General features: G+C 73.4%; 19 protein-coding genes. 14 read left to right on the forward strand and 5 right to left on the reverse strand.

Translation table 11 applies throughout. The features are described 5' to 3' along the window. Positions 1-9: 9 nt before the first annotated feature. From panD to Q7L73_RS00600, 3 genes are read right to left on the reverse strand one after another with little or no spacing between them, the layout of a single operon-like run. On the reverse strand, positions 10-405 hold the full coding sequence (gene panD, locus Q7L73_RS00590) for an aspartate 1-decarboxylase (RefSeq protein WP_370552364.1): 396 nt from the start codon (positions 403-405) through the stop codon (positions 10-12). After that, positions 402-1,277 (reverse strand): pantoate--beta-alanine ligase, encoded by an 876-nt coding sequence (panC, locus tag Q7L73_RS00595; protein WP_304688106.1) that lies wholly within the window; start codon positions 1,275-1,277, stop codon positions 402-404. Before panC ends, panD begins: the two co-directional genes overlap by 4 nt. Beyond that, the gene (locus Q7L73_RS00600; RefSeq protein WP_304688107.1) at positions 1,274-2,101 is read right to left on the reverse strand and encodes a Rossmann-like and DUF2520 domain-containing protein; all 828 of its coding nucleotides are present in this window, start codon (positions 2,099-2,101) and stop codon (positions 1,274-1,276) included. The genes panC and Q7L73_RS00600 overlap by 4 nt, the downstream gene beginning before the upstream one ends. A gap of 124 nt (positions 2,102-2,225) precedes the next feature. Between Q7L73_RS00600 and Q7L73_RS00605 the strand changes: the two genes are divergently transcribed. Both Q7L73_RS00605 and Q7L73_RS00610 read left to right on the forward strand, forming a co-directional pair. Continuing rightward, positions 2,226-2,984, forward strand: coding sequence for a uracil-DNA glycosylase (locus Q7L73_RS00605; protein ID WP_304688109.1), 759 nt, complete (start codon positions 2,226-2,228; stop codon positions 2,982-2,984). Between the two features lie 82 nt (positions 2,985-3,066). Next, positions 3,067-5,085, forward strand: a complete 2,019-nt coding sequence (locus Q7L73_RS00610) for an ATP-binding protein (RefSeq protein WP_304688111.1) — start codon at positions 3,067-3,069, stop codon at positions 5,083-5,085. Here the strand turns inward: Q7L73_RS00610 and Q7L73_RS00615 are convergent. Continuing rightward, the gene (locus tag Q7L73_RS00615; protein ID WP_304688113.1) at positions 4,991-6,367 is read right to left on the reverse strand and encodes a hypothetical protein; all 1,377 of its coding nucleotides are present in this window, start codon (positions 6,365-6,367) and stop codon (positions 4,991-4,993) included. The two genes, Q7L73_RS00610 and Q7L73_RS00615, sit on opposite strands and share 95 nt — an antisense overlap. 107 nt (positions 6,368-6,474) lie before the next feature. Between Q7L73_RS00615 and Q7L73_RS00620 the strand changes: the two genes are divergently transcribed. Together Q7L73_RS00620 and tsaE are read left to right on the forward strand one after the other, a co-directional pair. Then, complete coding sequence (locus Q7L73_RS00620) at positions 6,475-6,870, forward strand: hypothetical protein (RefSeq protein ID WP_304688115.1); 396 nt, start codon at positions 6,475-6,477, stop codon at positions 6,868-6,870. Beyond that, positions 6,867-7,322: a tRNA (adenosine(37)-N6)-threonylcarbamoyltransferase complex ATPase subunit type 1 TsaE gene (tsaE, locus tag Q7L73_RS00625; RefSeq protein ID WP_304688117.1), complete on the forward strand. Its 456-nt coding sequence runs from the start codon at positions 6,867-6,869 to the stop codon at positions 7,320-7,322. The genes Q7L73_RS00620 and tsaE overlap by 4 nt, the downstream gene beginning before the upstream one ends. Positions 7,323-7,404: 82 nt before the next feature. Here tsaE and Q7L73_RS00630 read toward each other — a convergent pair whose 3' ends face one another. Further along, the gene (locus tag Q7L73_RS00630; protein ID WP_304688119.1) at positions 7,405-8,001 is read right to left on the reverse strand and encodes a CAP domain-containing protein; all 597 of its coding nucleotides are present in this window, start codon (positions 7,999-8,001) and stop codon (positions 7,405-7,407) included. Between the two features lie 89 nt (positions 8,002-8,090). Between Q7L73_RS00630 and tsaB the strand changes: the two genes are divergently transcribed. The 10 genes from tsaB (at position 8,091) to Q7L73_RS00680 (ending at position 18,089) form a co-directional block, all read left to right on the forward strand. Next, the gene (gene tsaB, locus Q7L73_RS00635; RefSeq protein WP_304688120.1) at positions 8,091-8,876 is read left to right on the forward strand and encodes a tRNA (adenosine(37)-N6)-threonylcarbamoyltransferase complex dimerization subunit type 1 TsaB; all 786 of its coding nucleotides are present in this window, start codon (positions 8,091-8,093) and stop codon (positions 8,874-8,876) included. Continuing rightward, positions 8,873-9,367 carry a ribosomal protein S18-alanine N-acetyltransferase gene (gene rimI, locus Q7L73_RS00640; RefSeq protein WP_304688121.1) on the forward strand — a complete coding sequence of 165 codons (495 nt, stop codon included), beginning with the start codon at positions 8,873-8,875 and terminating at the stop codon, positions 9,365-9,367. Before tsaB ends, rimI begins: the two co-directional genes overlap by 4 nt. Beyond that, entirely contained in the window at positions 9,364-10,371 is a 1,008-nt protein-coding gene (gene tsaD / locus Q7L73_RS00645) for a tRNA (adenosine(37)-N6)-threonylcarbamoyltransferase complex transferase subunit TsaD (RefSeq protein ID WP_304688122.1), read from the forward strand. The genes rimI and tsaD overlap by 4 nt, the downstream gene beginning before the upstream one ends. 6 nt (positions 10,372-10,377) lie before the next feature. Beyond that, on the forward strand, positions 10,378-10,614 hold the full coding sequence (locus Q7L73_RS00650) for a glutaredoxin family protein (RefSeq protein WP_304688124.1): 237 nt from the start codon (positions 10,378-10,380) through the stop codon (positions 10,612-10,614). 46 nt (positions 10,615-10,660) lie between these two features. Beyond that, entirely contained in the window at positions 10,661-11,326 is a 666-nt protein-coding gene (locus tag Q7L73_RS00655; protein WP_304688126.1) for a redox-sensing transcriptional repressor Rex, read from the forward strand. Positions 11,327-11,345: 19 nt separating this feature from the next. Beyond that, positions 11,346-12,491 (forward strand): YbdK family carboxylate-amine ligase, encoded by a 1,146-nt coding sequence (locus Q7L73_RS00660; RefSeq protein ID WP_304688127.1) that lies wholly within the window; start codon positions 11,346-11,348, stop codon positions 12,489-12,491. Beyond that, positions 12,488-12,931 (forward strand): hypothetical protein, encoded by a 444-nt coding sequence (locus Q7L73_RS00665; protein ID WP_304688128.1) that lies wholly within the window; start codon positions 12,488-12,490, stop codon positions 12,929-12,931. Before Q7L73_RS00660 ends, Q7L73_RS00665 begins: the two co-directional genes overlap by 4 nt. Before the next feature lie 193 nt (positions 12,932-13,124). Continuing rightward, a complete protein-coding gene (locus Q7L73_RS00670) occupies positions 13,125-15,197 on the forward strand; it encodes a sodium-translocating pyrophosphatase (RefSeq protein WP_304688132.1) in 2,073 nt (690 codons plus the stop codon). 170 nt (positions 15,198-15,367) lie between these two features. Further along, on the forward strand, positions 15,368-17,137 hold the full coding sequence (locus Q7L73_RS00675) for an MFS transporter (protein ID WP_304688134.1): 1,770 nt from the start codon (positions 15,368-15,370) through the stop codon (positions 17,135-17,137). Between the two features lie 43 nt (positions 17,138-17,180). Continuing rightward, a complete protein-coding gene (locus Q7L73_RS00680) occupies positions 17,181-18,089 on the forward strand; it encodes a hypothetical protein (protein ID WP_304688135.1) in 909 nt (302 codons plus the stop codon). Positions 18,090-18,164 lie beyond the last annotated feature (75 nt).

Genomic DNA, 18,164 nt, shown 5'->3' on the forward strand with positions numbered 1-18,164 from the left:
AACTCCTTGTCAGGCGGGGTTGGCGCCCGTCAAGAGGGTCGCCACCTCGCTGTCGACGTGGATGATGCGGTTGTCGGAATCGACGTGCACGACAGTCGGGACGTAGTGCTCCATCTCCGTCTTGTCGTACTGGGCGTAAGAGATGACGATGACCGTGTCGCCGTGGTGGACGAGCCGGGCCGCCGCGCCGTTGACCTTGATCTCGCCCGAGCCGCGCTCGCCGGCGATCGTGTAGGTCTCGAAGCGGGCGCCGTTGTCGACGTCGACGACGGCGACCTGCTCGTGCTCGAGGATGTCGGAGGCCTCCAGCAGGTCCGGGTCGATCGTGATCGAGCCGACGTAGTGGAGGTCGGACGCGGTCACCGTCGCTCGGTGGATCTTCGACTTCAGCATCGTGCGGATCATGCGGCGGGCTCCGGGGTCGCGTCAGGGGCGGACAGGATCGTGTTGTCGATCAGACGGGCGGGGCCGACGCGCGCTGCCAGCGCCATCAGCACCTCGCCGTCGACGCGCTGGACCGGCGTCAGTGTCTCCGGGCCGACGAGCGCGACGTACTCGGGCTCGATCGCGTGCTCGGCGAGCACGGCGCGGGCGGCCGCCGAGACCTGCTCGGCGTCGCGCTCGCCCCGCTCGACCACCCGCTCGGCGGCGTCGAGCGCCCGCCGCAGCGCGACCGCCTGTATGCGGTCGTGGTCGTCGAGGTAGGCGTTGCGGCTCGACATCGCCAGCCCGTCGGCCTCGCGCACCGTCGGGCAGATCTCGACCCGCACCGGGATGTCGAGATCACGCACGAGCTTGCGGATCACGAGCGCCTGCTGGGCGTCCTTCTGGCCGAAGTAGGCGACGTCCGGCTGGACCATGTTGAACAGCTTCGCGACGACGGTCGCGACGCCGTCGAAGTGGCCGGGACGATGCGCGCCCTCCAGCGAATCGGTCACGCCGCCGACGCTGATCGAGGTCGCGTGGCCGTCCGGGTAGACCTCCTCGACCGGCGGCGCGAACAGCACGTCGACACCCGCCGCCTCGGCGATCGCGGCGTCGCGGGCCTCGTTGCGCGGGTACTTCGACAGGTCCTCGTCTCTGCCGAACTGCGTCGGGTTGACGAACAGCGAGACGACGACGAGGTCGTTGCACTCGGCCGCCCGCTGCATCAGCGAACGGTGGCCGTCGTGAAACGCCCCCATCGTCGGGACGAGGCCGATCGAGCGCTCGGAGAGGCGCACGGGACGCAACACGGCGCGCAGCTCGGCGACGCTGCGGACGATCTGCAGACTCATGGGGCTCCGCCTTGCGAGTTCCACTCCAGCGCGGGACCTGCGCTGCGCCCCGGGAACTCGCGGTCGAGGGTTGAAGTGCCCGCGAGCGCGCGGGTTGCATCGGCAAGCGTGTCGAACAGCTCCAGCAGCTCGGGCGTGCGCTCGGCGACCGCCTCGCGCTGCCGCGCGACGGTCGCCTCGTCGCCGCGCACGAGCGGCCCGGTCAGCGCGCGCTCGGCTCCGAGCGCGGCCCAGTTCTCCAGCGTCGCCCGCACGAGCGGGACGAGCGCGTCGCGGTCGAGGCCGGCGCTGGCGCCGATCCGCTCGGCGGCGGCCTCGAGCGTGACGAGGAAGTTGGAGGCGATCGAGGCGGCCGCGTGGTAGGCGGCGCGGTCCTCGTCGGCGACCGCGACCGGCGTCAGGCCCAGCCGGAAGGCGAGCGCGGTCGCGAGCGCGTGCGCGGCCGGCGTCTCGCCGGCGACGGCGGCGGCCGCGCCGGCCAGGCGCGAGGCGCCGTCGAGCGGGACGCTCATCAGCGGGTGCAGCGAGAAGCCCGTGTGCGGGGCGAGCGGCTCCAGCGTCGTCGCGCCCGAGCAGTGGCCGACGTAGCGGCCGGGGCGGGGCGCGATCGCGGCCGCGGCGCCGGCGATCTCGGCGTCGGGGACGCAGAGGATCACGACGTCGGCGTCGCCGCCGTCGGCTCCGCGTCCGAGCGGCCCGCTCGTCGCGATGCCGGCGTCGAGCAGCGCAGGCGCGAGCGCTCGGCCGAGACGGCCGGCTCCGACGATCGCGCAGCGAAGGCGCGTGAGATCAGGAAGATCCGATTCCCGTTCCAGTTCCCACATGGGAGATACCGGTCGAGTTGCAGGTTGGCGCTGCGGGTGCGACACGAACAGTCCGCCCCCTTCGGGTGACGGCTTGGCGCAATGGTAGTACAGCTGTCGGGCGACGTGAATACCATCGTGTCCGATGACGTCAGCAGTCGAGCGCCGCGAGCAGCTGAAGGAGGTCTGGCAGGAGGCCCGGACCTGCACCAAGTGCCCCCTGTCGGAGACCCGCCAGACGGTCGTCTTCGGGGCCGGCAACGCCGACGCCGACCTGATGTTCGTCGGCGAGGCGCCCGGCGCCAACGAGGATCGCGGCGGCCTGCCGTTCATCGGTCAGGCCGGCAGACTGCTCGACCGGCTGCTGGAGGAGGTCGGGCTGGAGCGCGGCGACGTCTTCATCGCCAACGTGCTCAAGTGCCGGCCGCCGAACAACCGCGACCCGCGCCCGACCGAGATCGAGACCTGCCGCGACTACCTCCACCGCCAGGTGGAGCTGATCGAGCCGAAGGTGATCTGCACGCTCGGCAACTTCTCGACCAAGCTGCTGCGCGACGACCCGACCGGGATCTCGAAGGTCCACGGCAACCCGGAGGTCGTCGTGCTCGGGCGCCGCGCCGTCACGATCCTGCCGATCTACCACCCGGCCGCCGCGCTCTACACGCCCAGCATGCTCGACACGCTGCGGGCCGACTTCGCCCAGCTGCCGGACCTGCTGGCGGCGCCGCTGCCGCCGCAGCCGGCGCCCGAGGTGTTCGAGCCAGTGCCGGAGGTCGAGCCGGAGCCCGAGCCGGAGGCGGAGGACTCGCCGGAAGTCGCGCACACGCCGGAGGAGCCGCCGGCCGCCGCGGCGGCCGAGGAGCCGGAGCCCGACGTCCACCAGGATCAGCTCGGCCTCTTCTGAGGCCCCGCCGCAGCCGCCCGTTCGTCCAGATCTTCGAAGCCTGGGGTGGAGGATGGCGCACGCGCGCCGTAATGTCCGGCCCATGGCGACGATCGGAGCCCGTCTCGCCGAGCGGGACCGGCGCAGATTCGTGGGACGCAGCAGCGAGCTGGCGTTCCTCGAGCGCTGTCTCGGCGGCGACGGCGACGCCAGCGTCGTCCTGATCCACGGCCCCGGCGGGATCGGCAAGTCGACGCTGCTGCGCGAGCTGGCGCGGCGCGCCGGCGCGGACGGGCGCCGCGCCCATTTCGTCGAGGGGCGCGAGCTGGCGCCGGCACCGCGGGCGCTCGACGCCGCCCTCGCCGCCGCGCGCGAGGAGACCGCGCCGCTCGTCCTGATCGACACCTACGAGCGGATGACCGCGCTCGACGGCTATCTGCGCGGGACGGTCGTGCCGAGCCTGCCGGAGCGGGCGCTGGTCGTCATCGCCGGCCGCGAGCGGCCCAGCCGCGGCTGGCTGGAGGGCGGCTGGGAGTCGCTCGCGGTGCAGCTGGAGCTGAGCGGGCTGTCGGCCGACGAGGCGCAGGAGCTGCTGGCGCTGCACGGGGTCGACGACGCCGGCCGGATCGACGAGCTGGTCGGCTGGGCGAAGGGATCGCCGCTGGCGCTCGCGCTCGCCGGCGACGACGCGCTCGGCGCGGTGCCGGGCGACGGCGACGCGGCCGGGCGCGCCGAGGAGATCGACCGCCCGGAGCTGATGCGGGCGCTGATCCGCCGGCTCGCCGAGGCCGAGATCGACGGGCCGCACCTGGGGCCGCTCGCGGTCGCCGCGATCGCGCGCGTGACGACGATCGACATGCTGCGCGAGGTGCTGCCCGACTCCGATGCTGTACAGGCGTACATGTGGCTGCGCGAGCGCACGTTCGCTGGTCCGTTGGGGGATGGGATCGCGCTCCACGAGCTGGTCCGCAAGGCGCTCCACGGCGACCTCCGCCACCGTGACCGCGAGCGCGAGCGGGACCTGCGCCGGCGGATCGCCGACCACCTCCACGCGAAGGCCGTCGCCGGCCATCAGCTGCTGTCGATCGACCTCTCGCACCTGGTCGAGAACGAGGCGATCCGCTGGGGCTTCTCATGGGACGCGGCCGGCGAGCACCGGCTCGACGAGGTCCGGCCGGGCGACGCCGAGGCGGTCCTACGGCTGCTGAGAGAGCGCCGCGCGCCGGAGCGCTGGAGCGTGCTGGAGCCGTACTTCGAGCGGGCGCCGGAGCGGATCGCGATCGTGCGCGACCTCGGCGACCGCATCCGCGGCTTCGAGCTGTCGGTCACGAGCGCGAACGCCCCGCCGATGGTCGCCGGCGATCCGCAGCTCGGCCCGTGGCTGGAGCACGCGCGCGCGACCGGGGGCGAGGGCCGCGCGGTGCTGTGGCAGTCGGCGGTCGACTTCACCGCCGACCCGCGCACGGGCGTGCAGGCGATGCTCGGGATGTCGGGGATCCTCCGCTCGGGGCTGGAGAACCCGCGCTACGCCTACCTGCCGATCGACCCGCGGCTCGACGGCGCGGTCCGCTTCGCACAGGCGGCCGGCGGTCGCCACGTGCCCGAGCTGGACGTGACGCTCGACGGCCGGCTGACGCAGTGCTACCTGCTCGACTACGGCCCCGGCGGCCTGCTGGGAGCGCAGCGGGCGCTGATCTACGCCGAGCTGGGCCTCGTCCCGCCGCAGGCGCCGGCCGAGGAGGAGGCGGTGCGGGCGGTCGCGGGCGACCGGGAGGGGGACCTCGACCTCGCCGAGGCGGTCCGCGACGCGCTGCGCAACCTCGGCGTGCCGCACAAGCTCGCCGACAGCCCGCTCGCCAGCGGCGCGACGCAGGAGCAGCGGGCGGCGTCGGTGCGGACGCTGCTGGAGCAGGCGGCCGCGCGCGCCTTCGGCGAGACCGCCAACGAGCAACTGCTGCGGCGCGTGCTCGAACGCGGCTACCTCGACCCGGCGCCGAGCCACGAGCAGGCGGCCGACGAGCTCGCGCTCAGCCGCGCGGCGTACTTCCGGCGGCTGCGCGCGGCGGCCGAGCGGGTCGCCGCGCTGCTGGCTGCTGACGAGCGCCTGCGCGCGGGCGGGTGAAGGCGAGCGCGAGCGCGACGGCGCAGGCGAGCGCCTGGATCGCCAGCACCAGCAGCGCGAAGTCGCGCGGGTCGGCGGGCGCCGCCGCGAGCAGCAGGATCGGCTCCAGCGCGGCGACCGCGCTGAGCGGCAGCAGGAACCAGACGGCGCGCAGCGCGAGCAGGTACTGGATCGCAAGATAGGTCAGCGCCAGCAGCGTGAAGGCGACCCCGAGCGGCAGCAGCGCGTCGACGGCGAGCAGGCGGTCGGCGCCGAAGGCCAGTCTCAGCAGCAGTCTCGGCACCAGCGCGAAGATCGCCAGCGCCGGAACCGCGCACAGCAGCAGGAGCGATAGGGAGCGCAGCAGCACCGGGCGCGTCGGCTCGCCTGCGGAGAAACGCCGTGAGGTCTCGGGCACGAGGTAGAAGCCGATCCCGATCGCGACCCAGATCAGCATCTTGGCGGCGACCGTCGTCGCGCCGTAGGAGCTGGCGAGATCCTGGTCGAGGCGGTGCTGGGCGGCGATCACATCGATGTTCTGCAGCACAGCGACGATCACGAGCCCGCCGATTGGCACCCACGCGCCCGCGATGTGGTCGCGCAGCCGCAGCGCCGGTGCGGGCGGCGGATGCTCGGCGCCGGGCGGGAGCAGGTGGTCGCGCAGCGCCGTCCCGCACCACAGCGCGATCACGCCCATCGCGACCGGCGTGCCGAGGAAGGCGCCGGTGACGTCGAGCCCGACGGCGGCCAGCAGGACCCCGAAGACGAGCCGGGCGCCCTGCTCGCCGACGAGGCTGACGCCGACCGCGCGGTAGTCGCCGATCCCCTGCAGCGCGCCGCGCAGGATCGCCAGCAGCAGCCACAGCACCCCGGCCGGCAGCCCGCAGGCGGCGGCCCATTGCTCGTCGACGCCGACGGCGGCTGCGATCGGCTCCCGCAGCAGCGCCGAGACGACGCCGAGCACGACCGTGACGACGAGCAGCGTGCGGGTCCACGAGCGCAGCGTCGCGGCGAGGTCGGGGCCGCGACCGAGCGTGCCGAGGACCGCCTCGCGCGCGGTCGCGACCTGCAGCGCCTGGCCGATCACCGACAGGATCAGCACGTACGCGAGCAGCGCGGCGAGCGCGCCGTAGTCGTCGAGCTGGCGTGCGAAGACGACGGTCGCGGCGAGCGCGACGACGTTGTTGGCGATCATCGCGATCGCCAGGCCGCCGGCCTTGGCGAAATCGGAGTGGCGCAGCGTGGCGAGGCGGGCCGACAGCCAGCCCGCGCCTCCCGCGGGTGGGGTCGGTCGCTCTGACACCGTCCATCTACCGTAACCCGGTCCGTCAAGGGTGGCGCGAAATCTCCGCACGTTGCAGGAATTCACAGCGCCGTCGCGACGCGTGCGCGGTTATGGTTCCCCGCCCGATGCGCCGAAGCTCCCAGATCGCAGTCCTCGCCGTTGCCACCGCCGCCGCGCTCCCCGCGGCCGCCGATGCGCGCCAGACCCCGGCGGAGCTGATCGCCCAGGCGGCGCCCGTGACGGACGCGCCGGTGCCGCGCGCGGACGGCGCGAGAGTGACGCAGACGCCGCTGGCCGCGCGCGACACGACGCTGATGGCCGACGCCGGAGACGCCGAGCAGCTGCTCGCGCAGGCGCCGTCCGCTACTGCCACGCCGCCGACGAGCACGCTGCCGCGCACCGGCCCCGAGCTGCTGCTGACGCTGCTGGCCGGCGGCGGGATGCTGCTGGCGGGCGTCGGGCTGCGGATGCACCTGCGCGACGGCGAGACGGTCGTCGTCGAGCCGGTCGCCGCGCGATGAGCGAGCGGCGCGAGCCGCTTCCCACGGGCGTCCACCGGACGTCGAGCGCCGCCGAGACGGAGGCGCTGGCGGCGCGGGTCGCCGCCGCGCTGGCGCCGGGCGACGTGGTGCTGCTGAGCGGCGACCTCGGCGCCGGCAAGACGACCTTCGTGCGCGGCGCCGCGCGGGCGCTCGGCGTGACCGGCAACGTCACCAGCCCGACCTTCACGATCGGCCGCCGCTACGAGGGGCGCGTCGGCGTCTCGCACCTCGACCTCTACCGCCTCGGCGGCCTCGACGACGAGGATCCCGCGCTGCTGGCCGACTATCTCGGGCCGGAGCGGGTCGCGTTCGTCGAATGGCCGGCGATCGCGGAGGAGGCGCTCGCCGACGCGGGCGTCGTCGTCGCCGCCCGCGTGGCGCTCGCGCACGCCGGCGCCGACGCGCGCGAGATCACCGTCACGCCGGGATAGGCGGGCGCGGCCGCGAGGCGTCGCGCGGGGACGGCGGCGTCGGGCGGGGCGGCGGCGCGGGCGGCGCAGCGCGGATGTGCCGTCAGCGCCGGCAGCGGCCGGGGGCGCGGGCGCCGAACTCGGCGACGACCGTCACGCGCGCGACGCGGGCGCGGGCGCCGCGCGGCAGCCGCACCGGGGCGCCGTGGACGACCGCGATGCCGACGTCGCGGAACCTGCTCGTGAAGACGTTGCGGCGGTGCGGCGGGCTGCGCAGCCAGCCGCGCACGGTCGCCGCGGCGGTCGCGCGTCTGCCGGCGCCCCAGGCGAGGTTCTCGCCCAGCGACCAGCGCCCGTTGCGCGGGACGTAGCCGGTGGCGCGCGCCCGCTGCACGAGCGTGCGCCCGCCGAGCGAGGCGTGGGCGAAGTAGCGGCGGCGGACCATGTCGCGCGCGTGACGCTCGGCGGCGCGGTCGAGGCAGCGGTCCCAGCGCAGCGGCCGCATCCCGGTCCGCGCCCGGCGCGCGTTCAGCAGGCAGCGGATCCGCCGCTCCGCCCGCGCGGTCCCGTGCGCGGCGCGGATGCCGGCCGGCGAGCAGCGCTTCTCGCTTCTGTGATGTGCGGGCGCGGCAACGGACGGTTGCGCCGCCAGAGCGAGCGCTGCGATCCCTGCGAGCGAGGCGGCGCGGATGTTCCACATCCCGCAGCGCACGGTACGCGCCAAGGCGGTCGGAACGCGCCGGCAGGCCCCGCGCGACGCCCCGCCGCCGCGTGCGCGACGATCCCGGGGTGAAGATCCTCGCGTTCGACACCGCGACGCCCGCCACCAGCGTCGCGCTCGCGCCGGGCGACGGGCGGATGCTGACGCGGCGCCACGATCCCGCGCAGGGCGAGCGGCCCGGCCACCAGGCGCTGCTGCTGACCTACGCGGTCGAGCTGCTGGACGAGGCGGGGCTTTCCTTCAAGGACCTCGACCGGCTCGCCGTCGGCGTCGGGCCGGGCACCTTCACCGGCCTGCGGATCGGTGTCGCGACCGCCCGCGCGCTCGCGCAGGCGCACGCGCTGGACCTCGTCGGCATCTCGACGCTGCACGCGCTCGCGGCCGCGCACGCGCTCACCGCAGCCACTCGCGACGCCGCCGACGCCCACGCCGCGCCTCGCGACGAGGCCGCCGCGCCCGCTGCCGCCACGATCCTGCCCGTGATCGACGCCCGCCGCGGCGAGGCGTTCGCCGCCGCCTGGGACGCCGCCGGCGTGACCGACCCGGCCGCGACCCCGCTGCTGGCGCCGGCCGCGCTGACGCCGGATGCGCTCGTCGCCGCCGTGCAGGAGCTGCCGTCGGCCCCCGTGGGAATCGGCGACGGGGCGCTACGCTTTCGGGAACAGCTGGAACTGGCCGGGGTCCTCGTCCCGGCGGGCGATTCGCCGTCACACCAGGTCGACGCGGCAGCGCACTGCCGGCTCGCCGGAGCGGCGCGGCCGCACGCGCGCGACGAGGTGCTGCCGGCCTATCTGCGACTGCCCGACGCCGAGCTGGCACTGCGCCGGCGGGCTGCTGGAATCCACAGATCGTGACCGCGACGTCGACGCCCCTGAAGATCCGCCGGCTCACCTACGCCGACCTCCCGCACGTGATCGCGCTCGAACGGCGCGCCTTCCCGACGCCGTGGTCGCTGGCGATGTTCGTGCTGGAGCTGTCGAAGGCGTCGGGGATCTGCCTCGCGGCGCTGCGCGACGGCGAGCTGGTCGGCCATCTGATCTGCTCCCGCTACGACACCGTCTGGCACATCATGAACGTCGCCGTCGACCCCTCCGCGCGCCGCCAGGGCGTCGCCAGCGCGCTGCTGAGAGAGCTGGTCGAGCGGGTCGGCGAGGGCGCCCAGATCACGCTCGAGGTGCGCCCCTCCAACGACGGCGCGATCGTCCTCTACGAGCGCTTCGGCTTCCTCTCCGCCGGTCGCCGGCGCCGCTACTACCAGGACAACGGCGAGGACGCGCTCGTGATGTGGCGCACGCCCGCGACGCTGGAGGGCCGCATGGACGACATCCCGAACGTGGCGCTGTGATCCTCGCGATCGAGACGAGCTGCGACGACACCTGCGCGGCGGTCGTCACGCGCGACGGCGAGATCCGCAGCAACGTGATCTCCTCGCAGGGCGTCCACGACCGCTACGGCGGCGTCGTCCCCGAGATCGCCTCGCGCCACCATCTGGAGCTGGTCGAGGCGGTCGTCGAGGATGCGCTGCAGCAGGCCGGCACGACGCTGCCGCAGGTCGACGCCGTCGCCGTCACGCAGGGGCCCGGCCTCGTCGGCGCGCTGCTCGTCGGGGTCGCGACCGGCAAGGCGCTGGCGGCCGCGCACGGCCTTCCGCTGATCCCCGTCGACCATCTCCACGGCCACGTCGCCGCCTCGTTCCTGAGACCGGACCCGATCGAGCCGCCGTTCCTGATCCTGATCGCCAGCGGCGGCCACACGCTGCTGGCGCACGTCAAGGACCACGGCGCGAGCTGGGGCAGCGAGGGCTCGATCGAGGTGCTCGGCTCCACGCGCGACGACGCCGCCGGCGAGGCGTTCGACAAGGGGGCCCGCCTGCTCGGCCTCGGCTACCCGGGCGGCCCGGCGCTGTCGAAGCTGGCCGAGGAGGGCGACGCGGAGGCGTTCGCCTTCCCGGTCGCGGCGCAGGTCCCCGGCCTCGACTTCTCCTTCTCCGGTCTCAAGACCGCGCTGCTCTACAAGACGCAGGAGCTGGGGGAGGAGGAGACGACGCGCCGCCGCGCCGACCTCGCCGCCTCCTACCAGCGCGCGATCGTCGAGACGCTCGCGCGCCGCGTCGAGCGGGCGCGCAGACAGACCGGGATCGAGCGGCTGGCGCTCGGCGGCGGCGTCGCCGCCAACGGCCCGCTGCGCGAGCGGATGCGCGCGCTCGCGCCCGACCTGCACGTGCCGCCGCGCGAGCTGTGCACCGACAACGCGGCGATGATCGCCTCCGCGGCGCGCTACCTCGAACCGCTGCCGTTCCCGCAGTACCTCGGCCTCGACGCCTTCGCGACGGGCGAGCGCGGGATCTAGACGACGATGCGCGAGGTCGTCCTCTACGGCCGGCCCGGCTGCCATCTCTGCGACGACGCGCGCGCGATCGTCGAGCGCGTGCGGGCGGAGCTGCCGTTCGCGCTGGTCGAGCTCGACATCGAGCAGGACGACGCGCTCCACACCGAATATCTGGAGCGCATTCCGGTCCTGGCGCTCGACGGCGAGGAGCTGTTCGAGTTCTTCGTCGACGAGGAGGAGCTGCGCCGCCGGCTGGCGGCGTGAGCGCCAGCCGGCGGGTCCGGGGGCCGCGCCGGTACAGTGGGGGTCGATGAGCCACTTGATCGAGAACGACGCCGAGACCCCGTTCGGGAAGGTCGGGGACAAGCTGACGCTCGGCGTCGCGGCTCGACTGTCGCGTTACCTGCAGGTGCTGACGCAGGCGAAGAAGATGGGCAAGGAGACGATCTCCTCCCAGGAGCTGTCGGACTACACGCACGTCAACTCGACGCAGATCCGCCGCGACCTGTCCGGCTTCGGCAAGTTCGGCAAGCGCGGCGTCGGCTACAACGTCGACTCGCTCGTCTCGCAGATCCGCAAGATCCTGCGCACCTCCGGCCAGCACAACATCGCGCTCTTCGGCGCCGGCCACCTCGGCCGCGCGATCGCCAGCTCGGACATCTTCGCCGACCACGGCTTCAAGGTCGTCGCGATCTTCGACAACGACCCGGCCAAGATCGGCGAGGCGGTCGGCAACCACCACGTCCGCTCGGCGATCGACCTGAAGGCGATAGTCGACGAGGAGGACATCGTCGTCGCCGTCCTCGCGGTCCCGACGAAGGCCGCCCAGCCGCTTGCCGACGAGCTCGTCACGGCCGGCGTGAAGATCATCTTCAACTACTCCGAGGCGCTGCTGCAGGTCCCGCCGGAGGTGACCGTGCACACTTCCAGTCCCGCGGTCGACCTGCTCTACGCGCTGTACTTCTATCTGACCTAGCCCGCGGTCAGCCGCTCTGATGACCATCGACTTCGACCACGCCCAGCGGGCCTTCGAGGACTCGACCGACTTCACCGTCGGGCTCGAGGAGGAGTTCGCCATCCTCGACCCAGGCACGCTCGCGCTGGCGCCGCGCTTCGAGGAGCTGCGCGACGGCGCCCAGGACGATCCCGTGCTGGCGACCTCGATAGCGGGCGAGCTGATCTCGTCCGAGATCGAGATCCGCTCCGGCCGCGGCGCCGACCTCGCCGACGCGCTCGTCAGACAGCGCGACCACCGCCGCCGCCTGTTCGCGCTCGCGCAGAAGCACGGGATCGCGCTCGGGTCGACCGGCACCCATCCCTTCTCCGACTACCGCGACCAGCACATCATCGACACCGAGCACTACCACCGGGTCGAGGACGGGCTGAAGTACGTCGCCTGGCGCAACAACACCTTCTCGCTGCACGTCCACGTCGGCGTCCAGGGCGCCGACCGCGCCGTCCAGGTCTGCGACCGGCTCCGCCCGGTGCTGCCGCTGCTGCTGGCGATCTCGGCCAACTCGCCGTACGTCGACGGGCGCGACTCCGGCCTCCACACGGCCCGCACACAGACGTTCACGAAGTCGTTCCCGCGCTGCGGCGTGCCGGACGCGTTCGGCTCCTGGAGCGGCTTCCGCGACTACCTCGACTTCCTCCTCCGCACGAACTCGATCGTCGAGTACACGCAGGTCTGGTGGTCGGTCCGGCCGCACCTCTCCTACGGCACCGTCGAGGTGCGCATCTGCGACGCGCAGTCGACCGCCGGCGAGTCGGAGGGACTGGCGGCGCTGATCGTCGCCTGCGTCGCCCAGGCCGCGCGCGACGTCGAGGAGGGCGTGCCGTTCACGGACCCGGCGCCGCGGCTGGTCGAGGAGAACATGTGGCGCGCGATCCGCCGCGGCCTCGACGGCCCGCTGATCGACCTCGAGCGCGCCGTCGAGTATCCCGCCCAGGCCGCGCTCGAGCGCCTGCTGACCTGGACCGCGCCGCTGCGCGCGGAGCTGGGGATCGAGGTCGCGCTGCCCGAGCTGAACGGTTCGCAGCGCCAACGGCGCATGATCGACGCCGGAGCGGGAATCGGAGAGGTCTACGCCGCCACCGTCCGCGAGACTCGCGAGACATACGCCCAGGAGGTCATCGCATGAGCAGCGACGAGCCGCAGCGCCAGCCGACAGAGGCCGAGATGCAGGCCGCGCTCCAGGAGGAGCTGCGCAGAGTCCGAATCGAGCAGATGGTCGTCGAGTCGGCCCTCTCGATCCTCAACATCGCGATCATGCGCGCCGGCCTGATGCCCGGCACCGAGGGCGACAAGGACCTGCAGCAGGTGCAGGTCGGGATCGAGGCCGTGCGCGCGCTGCTGCCGCAGGTCGAGGCGCTCGCCGGGCCGGAGCAGACGAGACCGATCCGCGACGCGCTGTCGCAGCTGCAGCTCGTCTACGCGCAGGGCGCGGGCGGCGGCGAGCCGGCCCCCGGCGGCGATCCCGAGGCGACGCCCGGCGCTGGCGCCGGTGCCGCGCCGCAGCCCCCGAGAGAGGGCCCCGGCCCCGCTCAGGGCAGCGGCCGCCTGTGGGTCCCCGGCCAGTAGACGGGCCAAACCGCAGCGCGTCCCGCGCTGACAAAACGCCAGAACCTTGACGGCGCGTCCCCGCGTTCGTATAGGCTCGCGTCGCTTCAATTGAGGACCGTGGAGAGCCTCATGCAGCCGCGGCCCCATCGCTGGTGCCGGCGCGCCCGAAGGCGCGCCGACGTCGTTCAACGGAATCTGGAGGATCGAAGTCTTGTCCAGCTTTCTGACCGACCACGGCGTCCTCGTCGCGCTCGTCTGCGCTGCCGCGGCGCTCGTCTACGGCGCCGTGACCGTGAGATCGCTGCTCGCGCTCTCGCCTGGCAACGAGCGAATGCAGTCGATCTCGGCCGCCGTGCAGGAGGGCGCTCGCGCGTACCTCAACCGCCAGTACTCGACGATCGCCGCCGTCGGCATCCTGCTGTTCGTCGCGCTGATCTTCATCCAGGACATCTGGGTCGCGATCGGCTTCGCGATCGGCGGCGCCTCCTCGGCGGCCGCCGGCTACATCGGCATGAACGTCTCGGTGCGCGCCAACGCGCGCGTCGCCGAGGCCGCCCGTGACGGCGTCCCGACCGCGCTGCGGGTCGCCTTCAGAGGCGGCGCCGTCACCGGCATGCTCGTCGTCGGGCTCGCGCTCGTCGGCGTCTCCGCGTACTACGGGATCCTCACCTCGTGGGTCGACAAGACGCCGAAGGAGGCGGTCGACGCGCTGATCGGCCTCGGCTTCGGCGGCTCGCTGATCTCCGTCTTCGCGCGCCTCGGCGGCGGCATCTTCACGAAGGGCGCCGACGTCGGCGCCGACCTCGTCGGCAAGATCGAGGCCGGCATCCCCGAGGACGATCCGCGCAACCCGGCCGTGATCGCCGACAACGTCGGTGACAACGTCGGCGACTGCGCCGGCATGGCGGCCGACCTGTTCGAGACGTACGCCGTCTCGGCCGTCGCAGTGATGCTGCTCGGGGTGCTGACGTTCCAGGAGTCGAGCGCGGTCGCGGTCTATCCGCTCGTGCTCGGCGGCGTCTCGATCATCGCCTCGATCATCGGCACGTACTTCGTCCGCTCGGCCAGCGGCAACGTCGAGAACGCGCTCTACAAGGGGCTGATCGTCTCGGCCGTGCTGGCGGCGATCGCCTTCTACCCGATCACCCACTGGCTGATGGACGACGTCACGCCGCGCGGCGCGATCGCGCCGGGCGCAGGCCCCAGCGTCGGCGACTTCTACATCTGCTCGCTGATCGGGCTGGCGATCACCGGCCTGCTGTTCGTCATCACCGACTACTACACGTCGACGCGCTTCGCACCGGTCAAGTCGACCGCGAAGGCGTCGGAGACCGGCCACGCGACGAACATCATCCAAGGGCTCGCGCAGGGCTTCCAGTCGACCGCGGCGCCGGCGCTCGTGATCGCGCTCGGGATCCTGTGGGCGAACGACCTCGCCGGCATCTACGGGATCGGCATCGCGGTGATGGCGATGCTGTCGCTGACCGGCCTGATCGTCGCGCTCGACGCCTTCGGGCCGATCACCGACAACGCCGGCGGCATCGCCGAGATGGCGGAGCTGCCGGAGGAGGTCCGCAACGTCACCGATCCGCTCGACGCGGTCGGCAACACGACGAAGGCGGTCACGAAGGGCTACGCGATCGGCTCGGCCGCGCTCGCGGCGCTCGTGCTGTTCCGCGCCTTCGAGTACGAGCTGAACATCGAGCTGTTGAAGGACCACAAGGATCCGGTCTCGTTCATCCTCGGCGACCCGGCCGTGCTGATCGGGCTGCTGATCGGCGGCATGATGGTCTACCTGTTCGTCGCGCTCTCGATGGAGGCGGTCGGCCGTGCCGGCGGCGCCGTCGTCGAGGAGGTGCGGCGCCAGTTCCGCGAGAAGCCGGGGATCATGGACGGCTCGCAGGAGCCCGAGTACGGCACCTGCGTCGACATCGTCACGAGATCGGCGCAGCGGGAGATGATCCTGCCGTCGCTGATCCCGATCGTCGTCACGACGATCGTCGGCGTGCTGTCGGTCGAGGCGCTCGGCGGGCTGCTGATCGGCGTGATCGTCGTCGGCCTCTTCATGGCGATCTCGATGACCTCGGGCGGCGGCGCGTGGGACAACGCGAAGAAGCTGATCGAGGACGGCGCCTTCGGCGGCAAGGGCTCGCAGGCGCACGAGGCGGCGATCACCGGCGACACGGTCGGCGATCCCTACAAGGACACCGCCGGCCCGGCGATCAACCCGATGATCAAGGTCGCCAACATCGTCGCGATCTTGATCATCCCGTTGATTGTGTAAGATCCATCACACAGACGTCGGAGGAGAGAACGACGCGTGGAGTACGGGCGGCCCTCGGCCGCCCGTTCTGCGTTCTGGGGCGGTTTTCGCGCGTGGTGGGGCTGGCCGCACCACGGCGCGGGGGCGGGCCGGGCTTGGCGCTCGAGCGCCGGTCGGATAGACATCAGGCCATGAAGCCCCGCCACTGGCTGGTGATCGCCGCAGCAGGTCTCGTGCTCGCCGACGCGTCGATCGTGACGCTCGCCCTGCCCGAGCTGCTGACCGCGCTCGACACGACCGTCGAGGGCGTCGCGGCGGTGATCGCTGTCTACACGCTCGTGCTGGCGTTCGCGCTGCTGCCGGCCGAGCGGCTGATGCGGCGGGTCGGTGCCTCGACGCTCGGCGCCGCCGGCTTCGTCCTCTTCGGCCTCGCCTCGGCCGTCTGCGCCGGCGCCGACTCGCTGACGCCGCTGCTCGTCGCCCGCGGCGTGCAGGCGCTCGGCGGCGCGGCCGGTCTCGTCGCCGCCTTCACGCTGATAGACGGCGGCGGCAGAGGCGGCCGGCGCCACTGGCTCGGCGCGGCGGTGCTGTCGAGCGCGATCGGGCCCGCCTTGGGCGGCGCGTTGACGGAGGCGTTCGACTGGCGCGCGATCTTCATCGTCCAGATCCCCGTCGCCGCAGTCGCTGCGCTGGCGGCGCTGCGGGATCCGGCCGACGCTGCCGCCGCTCGTGCCGCCGACGCCGCCGCGTCCGCCGAGCAGGCTCGCCGCGGCCTGCACGCGTCGCCATCTGGCGCCGACCCGGATCTGCTCGGCCCGCACGGGACGGCCGTCCATGGCGCGGTCGGCGACGTCCACGTCACGGCGCCGATCCGGCTGCTGCCGGCGATCGCGCTGGCGCTGCTGTCGGCCGCGCTGACGGCGGTGCTGTTCCTGCTCGTGCTGCTGCTCGTCGCCGGCTGGGCGATCTCGCCGCTGGCGGCCGCGGCGACGGTGACGGTGCTGCCGCTGGCGGCGGTCGCGGGCGATCGGCTCGGCGGGCCGCCGCGGCAGCGGGCCGCGGCCGGCTCGGTGCTCGTCGGCGGCGGCGTGCTCGCGCTCGCCTGGCTGCCGGACGCCAACGTCGCCTGGACCCTCCTGCCGCAGGCGCTCGCGGGGCTCGGGATGGGGATGGCGCTGCCGGCGTTCGCGGGCGAGCTGCTGCCCGAGCGCACGCCGCACGACGCCGCCTGGCTGCTGACGATCCGCCATGCCGGGATCGCGCTGGTGCTGATCGCCGTCGCACCGCTGATCGCCCACCAGCTCGACACGACGACCGAGCGCGCGAAGGAGCGCGGCGTCGCGCTCGTGCTCGACGCCAAGCTGCCGCCGCAGGACAAGATCGAGCTGGCGCCGAAGCTGCTCTCCGGCGTCGAGGCCGAGCAGCCCCGCGCCGGCCTGGAGAAGGCGCTCGCCGCCAACGCGGGCATGTTCGACGGCGAGGACCGTGTCGTCTACGACCAGCTCTCCGAGCGGGCCGACGAGACGATCGTGACCGCGGTGGGGGAGGCGTTCAAGTGGGCGTTCGTGATCGCCGGCGCCTGCGCCCTGCTGGCCGCGCTCGCGCTCGTCCTCGACAGAGGGAGATTGGGGCGCGGCGCCAGCCCCCTGCTCGCGCTGACACTGCTCGCGCTCGCCGCGCCGCCGGTCTACGCCGTCGCGCACGGCTCGATCGCGCCGGAGCCGGTCAAGATCCAGAATCCCTGCGACGACCGCGACCTGCCCGACTCCGGCGGCATCACCGGCTTCCTGCAGGATCGCGCGCTGGAGGTGATCGACGCCGGCGCCTGCCGTCTCAGAGTCAGCCGCGAGGAGCTGGTGATGGCGCTCGCCGACGAGGATGCGGCGAAGCAGTTCGAGCGCAAGCATGGCGTCGACCCGCGCTCGGTCACCAGCCTGCTCGGCGGCCTGCTGAACCCGTGAGCGGGCCGCCGCGCCGGGCGCGGCGCTACGCTGGCCAGCCGCTGTGAGCCTCTCCGTCCAACTCGGCCTGCTGCTCTCTCTCGCCACCGCCCTGGCGAGCGTCGTCGGCTTCCTCTACAAGCATCGCGGCGCGCAGCAGGCGCCCGAGGTCGACTGGAAGCGCCCGCTGCACAGCACGATCGTGCTGTTCAGATCGGGCTGGTACACGCTCGGGATCCTCGTCGCGCTCGGCGGCTGGTTCTTCCACGTCGGCGCGCTCGCGCTGGCGCCGATCACGCTCGTGCAGTCGGTGATCGCCGGCGGGCTCGTCTTCCTGACCGTCGTCGCCGACAAGCTGTTCGGCCACCGCGTCAGCCGCCGCGAGTGGATCGGCGTCGCGCTGATGGCCGCCGGCCTCGCCTTCCTCGCCGCGACGATGGAGGGCGCCGGCGACGACGCCCACTCCGACTACGCGACCGCGACGCTGCTGATCTACGTCGGCGGGCTGTCGCTCGCCGGCACGCTGGCGGCGGTCGTCGGCGGGCGGCTCGGCGGCGGCAGCCGCGGCGCGAGCGCCTACGCGCTCTCCGCCGGCCTGCTGTGGGCCGCGTCGGACACGTCGATCAAGGCCGTCTCCAACCACCTCGACGACGACGGCTTCCTGCTGACCGTCCTGCACCCGCTCAGCCTCGTGATCCTGGTCGCCTCGCTCGCCGGCCTGCTGGTGTCGGCGAAGTCGCTCCAGCTCGGCGACGCGGTGCCGGTGATCGCCGTCACCAGCGCGGCGGCCAACCTCACGACGATCGCCGCCGGGCCGATCGTCTTCGGCGAGCCGATGCCCGGCAGCCCGCTCGGGATCGCCGTCCGGCTGCTCGCCTTCGGCCTCGTCGTGGTCGCCGCCGCGCTCACGCCGCCGCCCGCCGCCGCACCCGCTCTGGAGCCCACTGTCACAGAGGCGTCCGCGCGGGTCTAACCTCCGTCCCGGCAGGGAACGCTCCGCCTCTCTCCAACCGACACCGATGGCCAAACGCCGCCTTCACGGTCTCGA

The sequence above is a fragment of the Conexibacter sp. CPCC 205762 genome (genome assembly GCF_030646155.1).
Lineage (GTDB): Bacteria > Actinomycetota > Thermoleophilia > Solirubrobacterales > Solirubrobacteraceae > Conexibacter.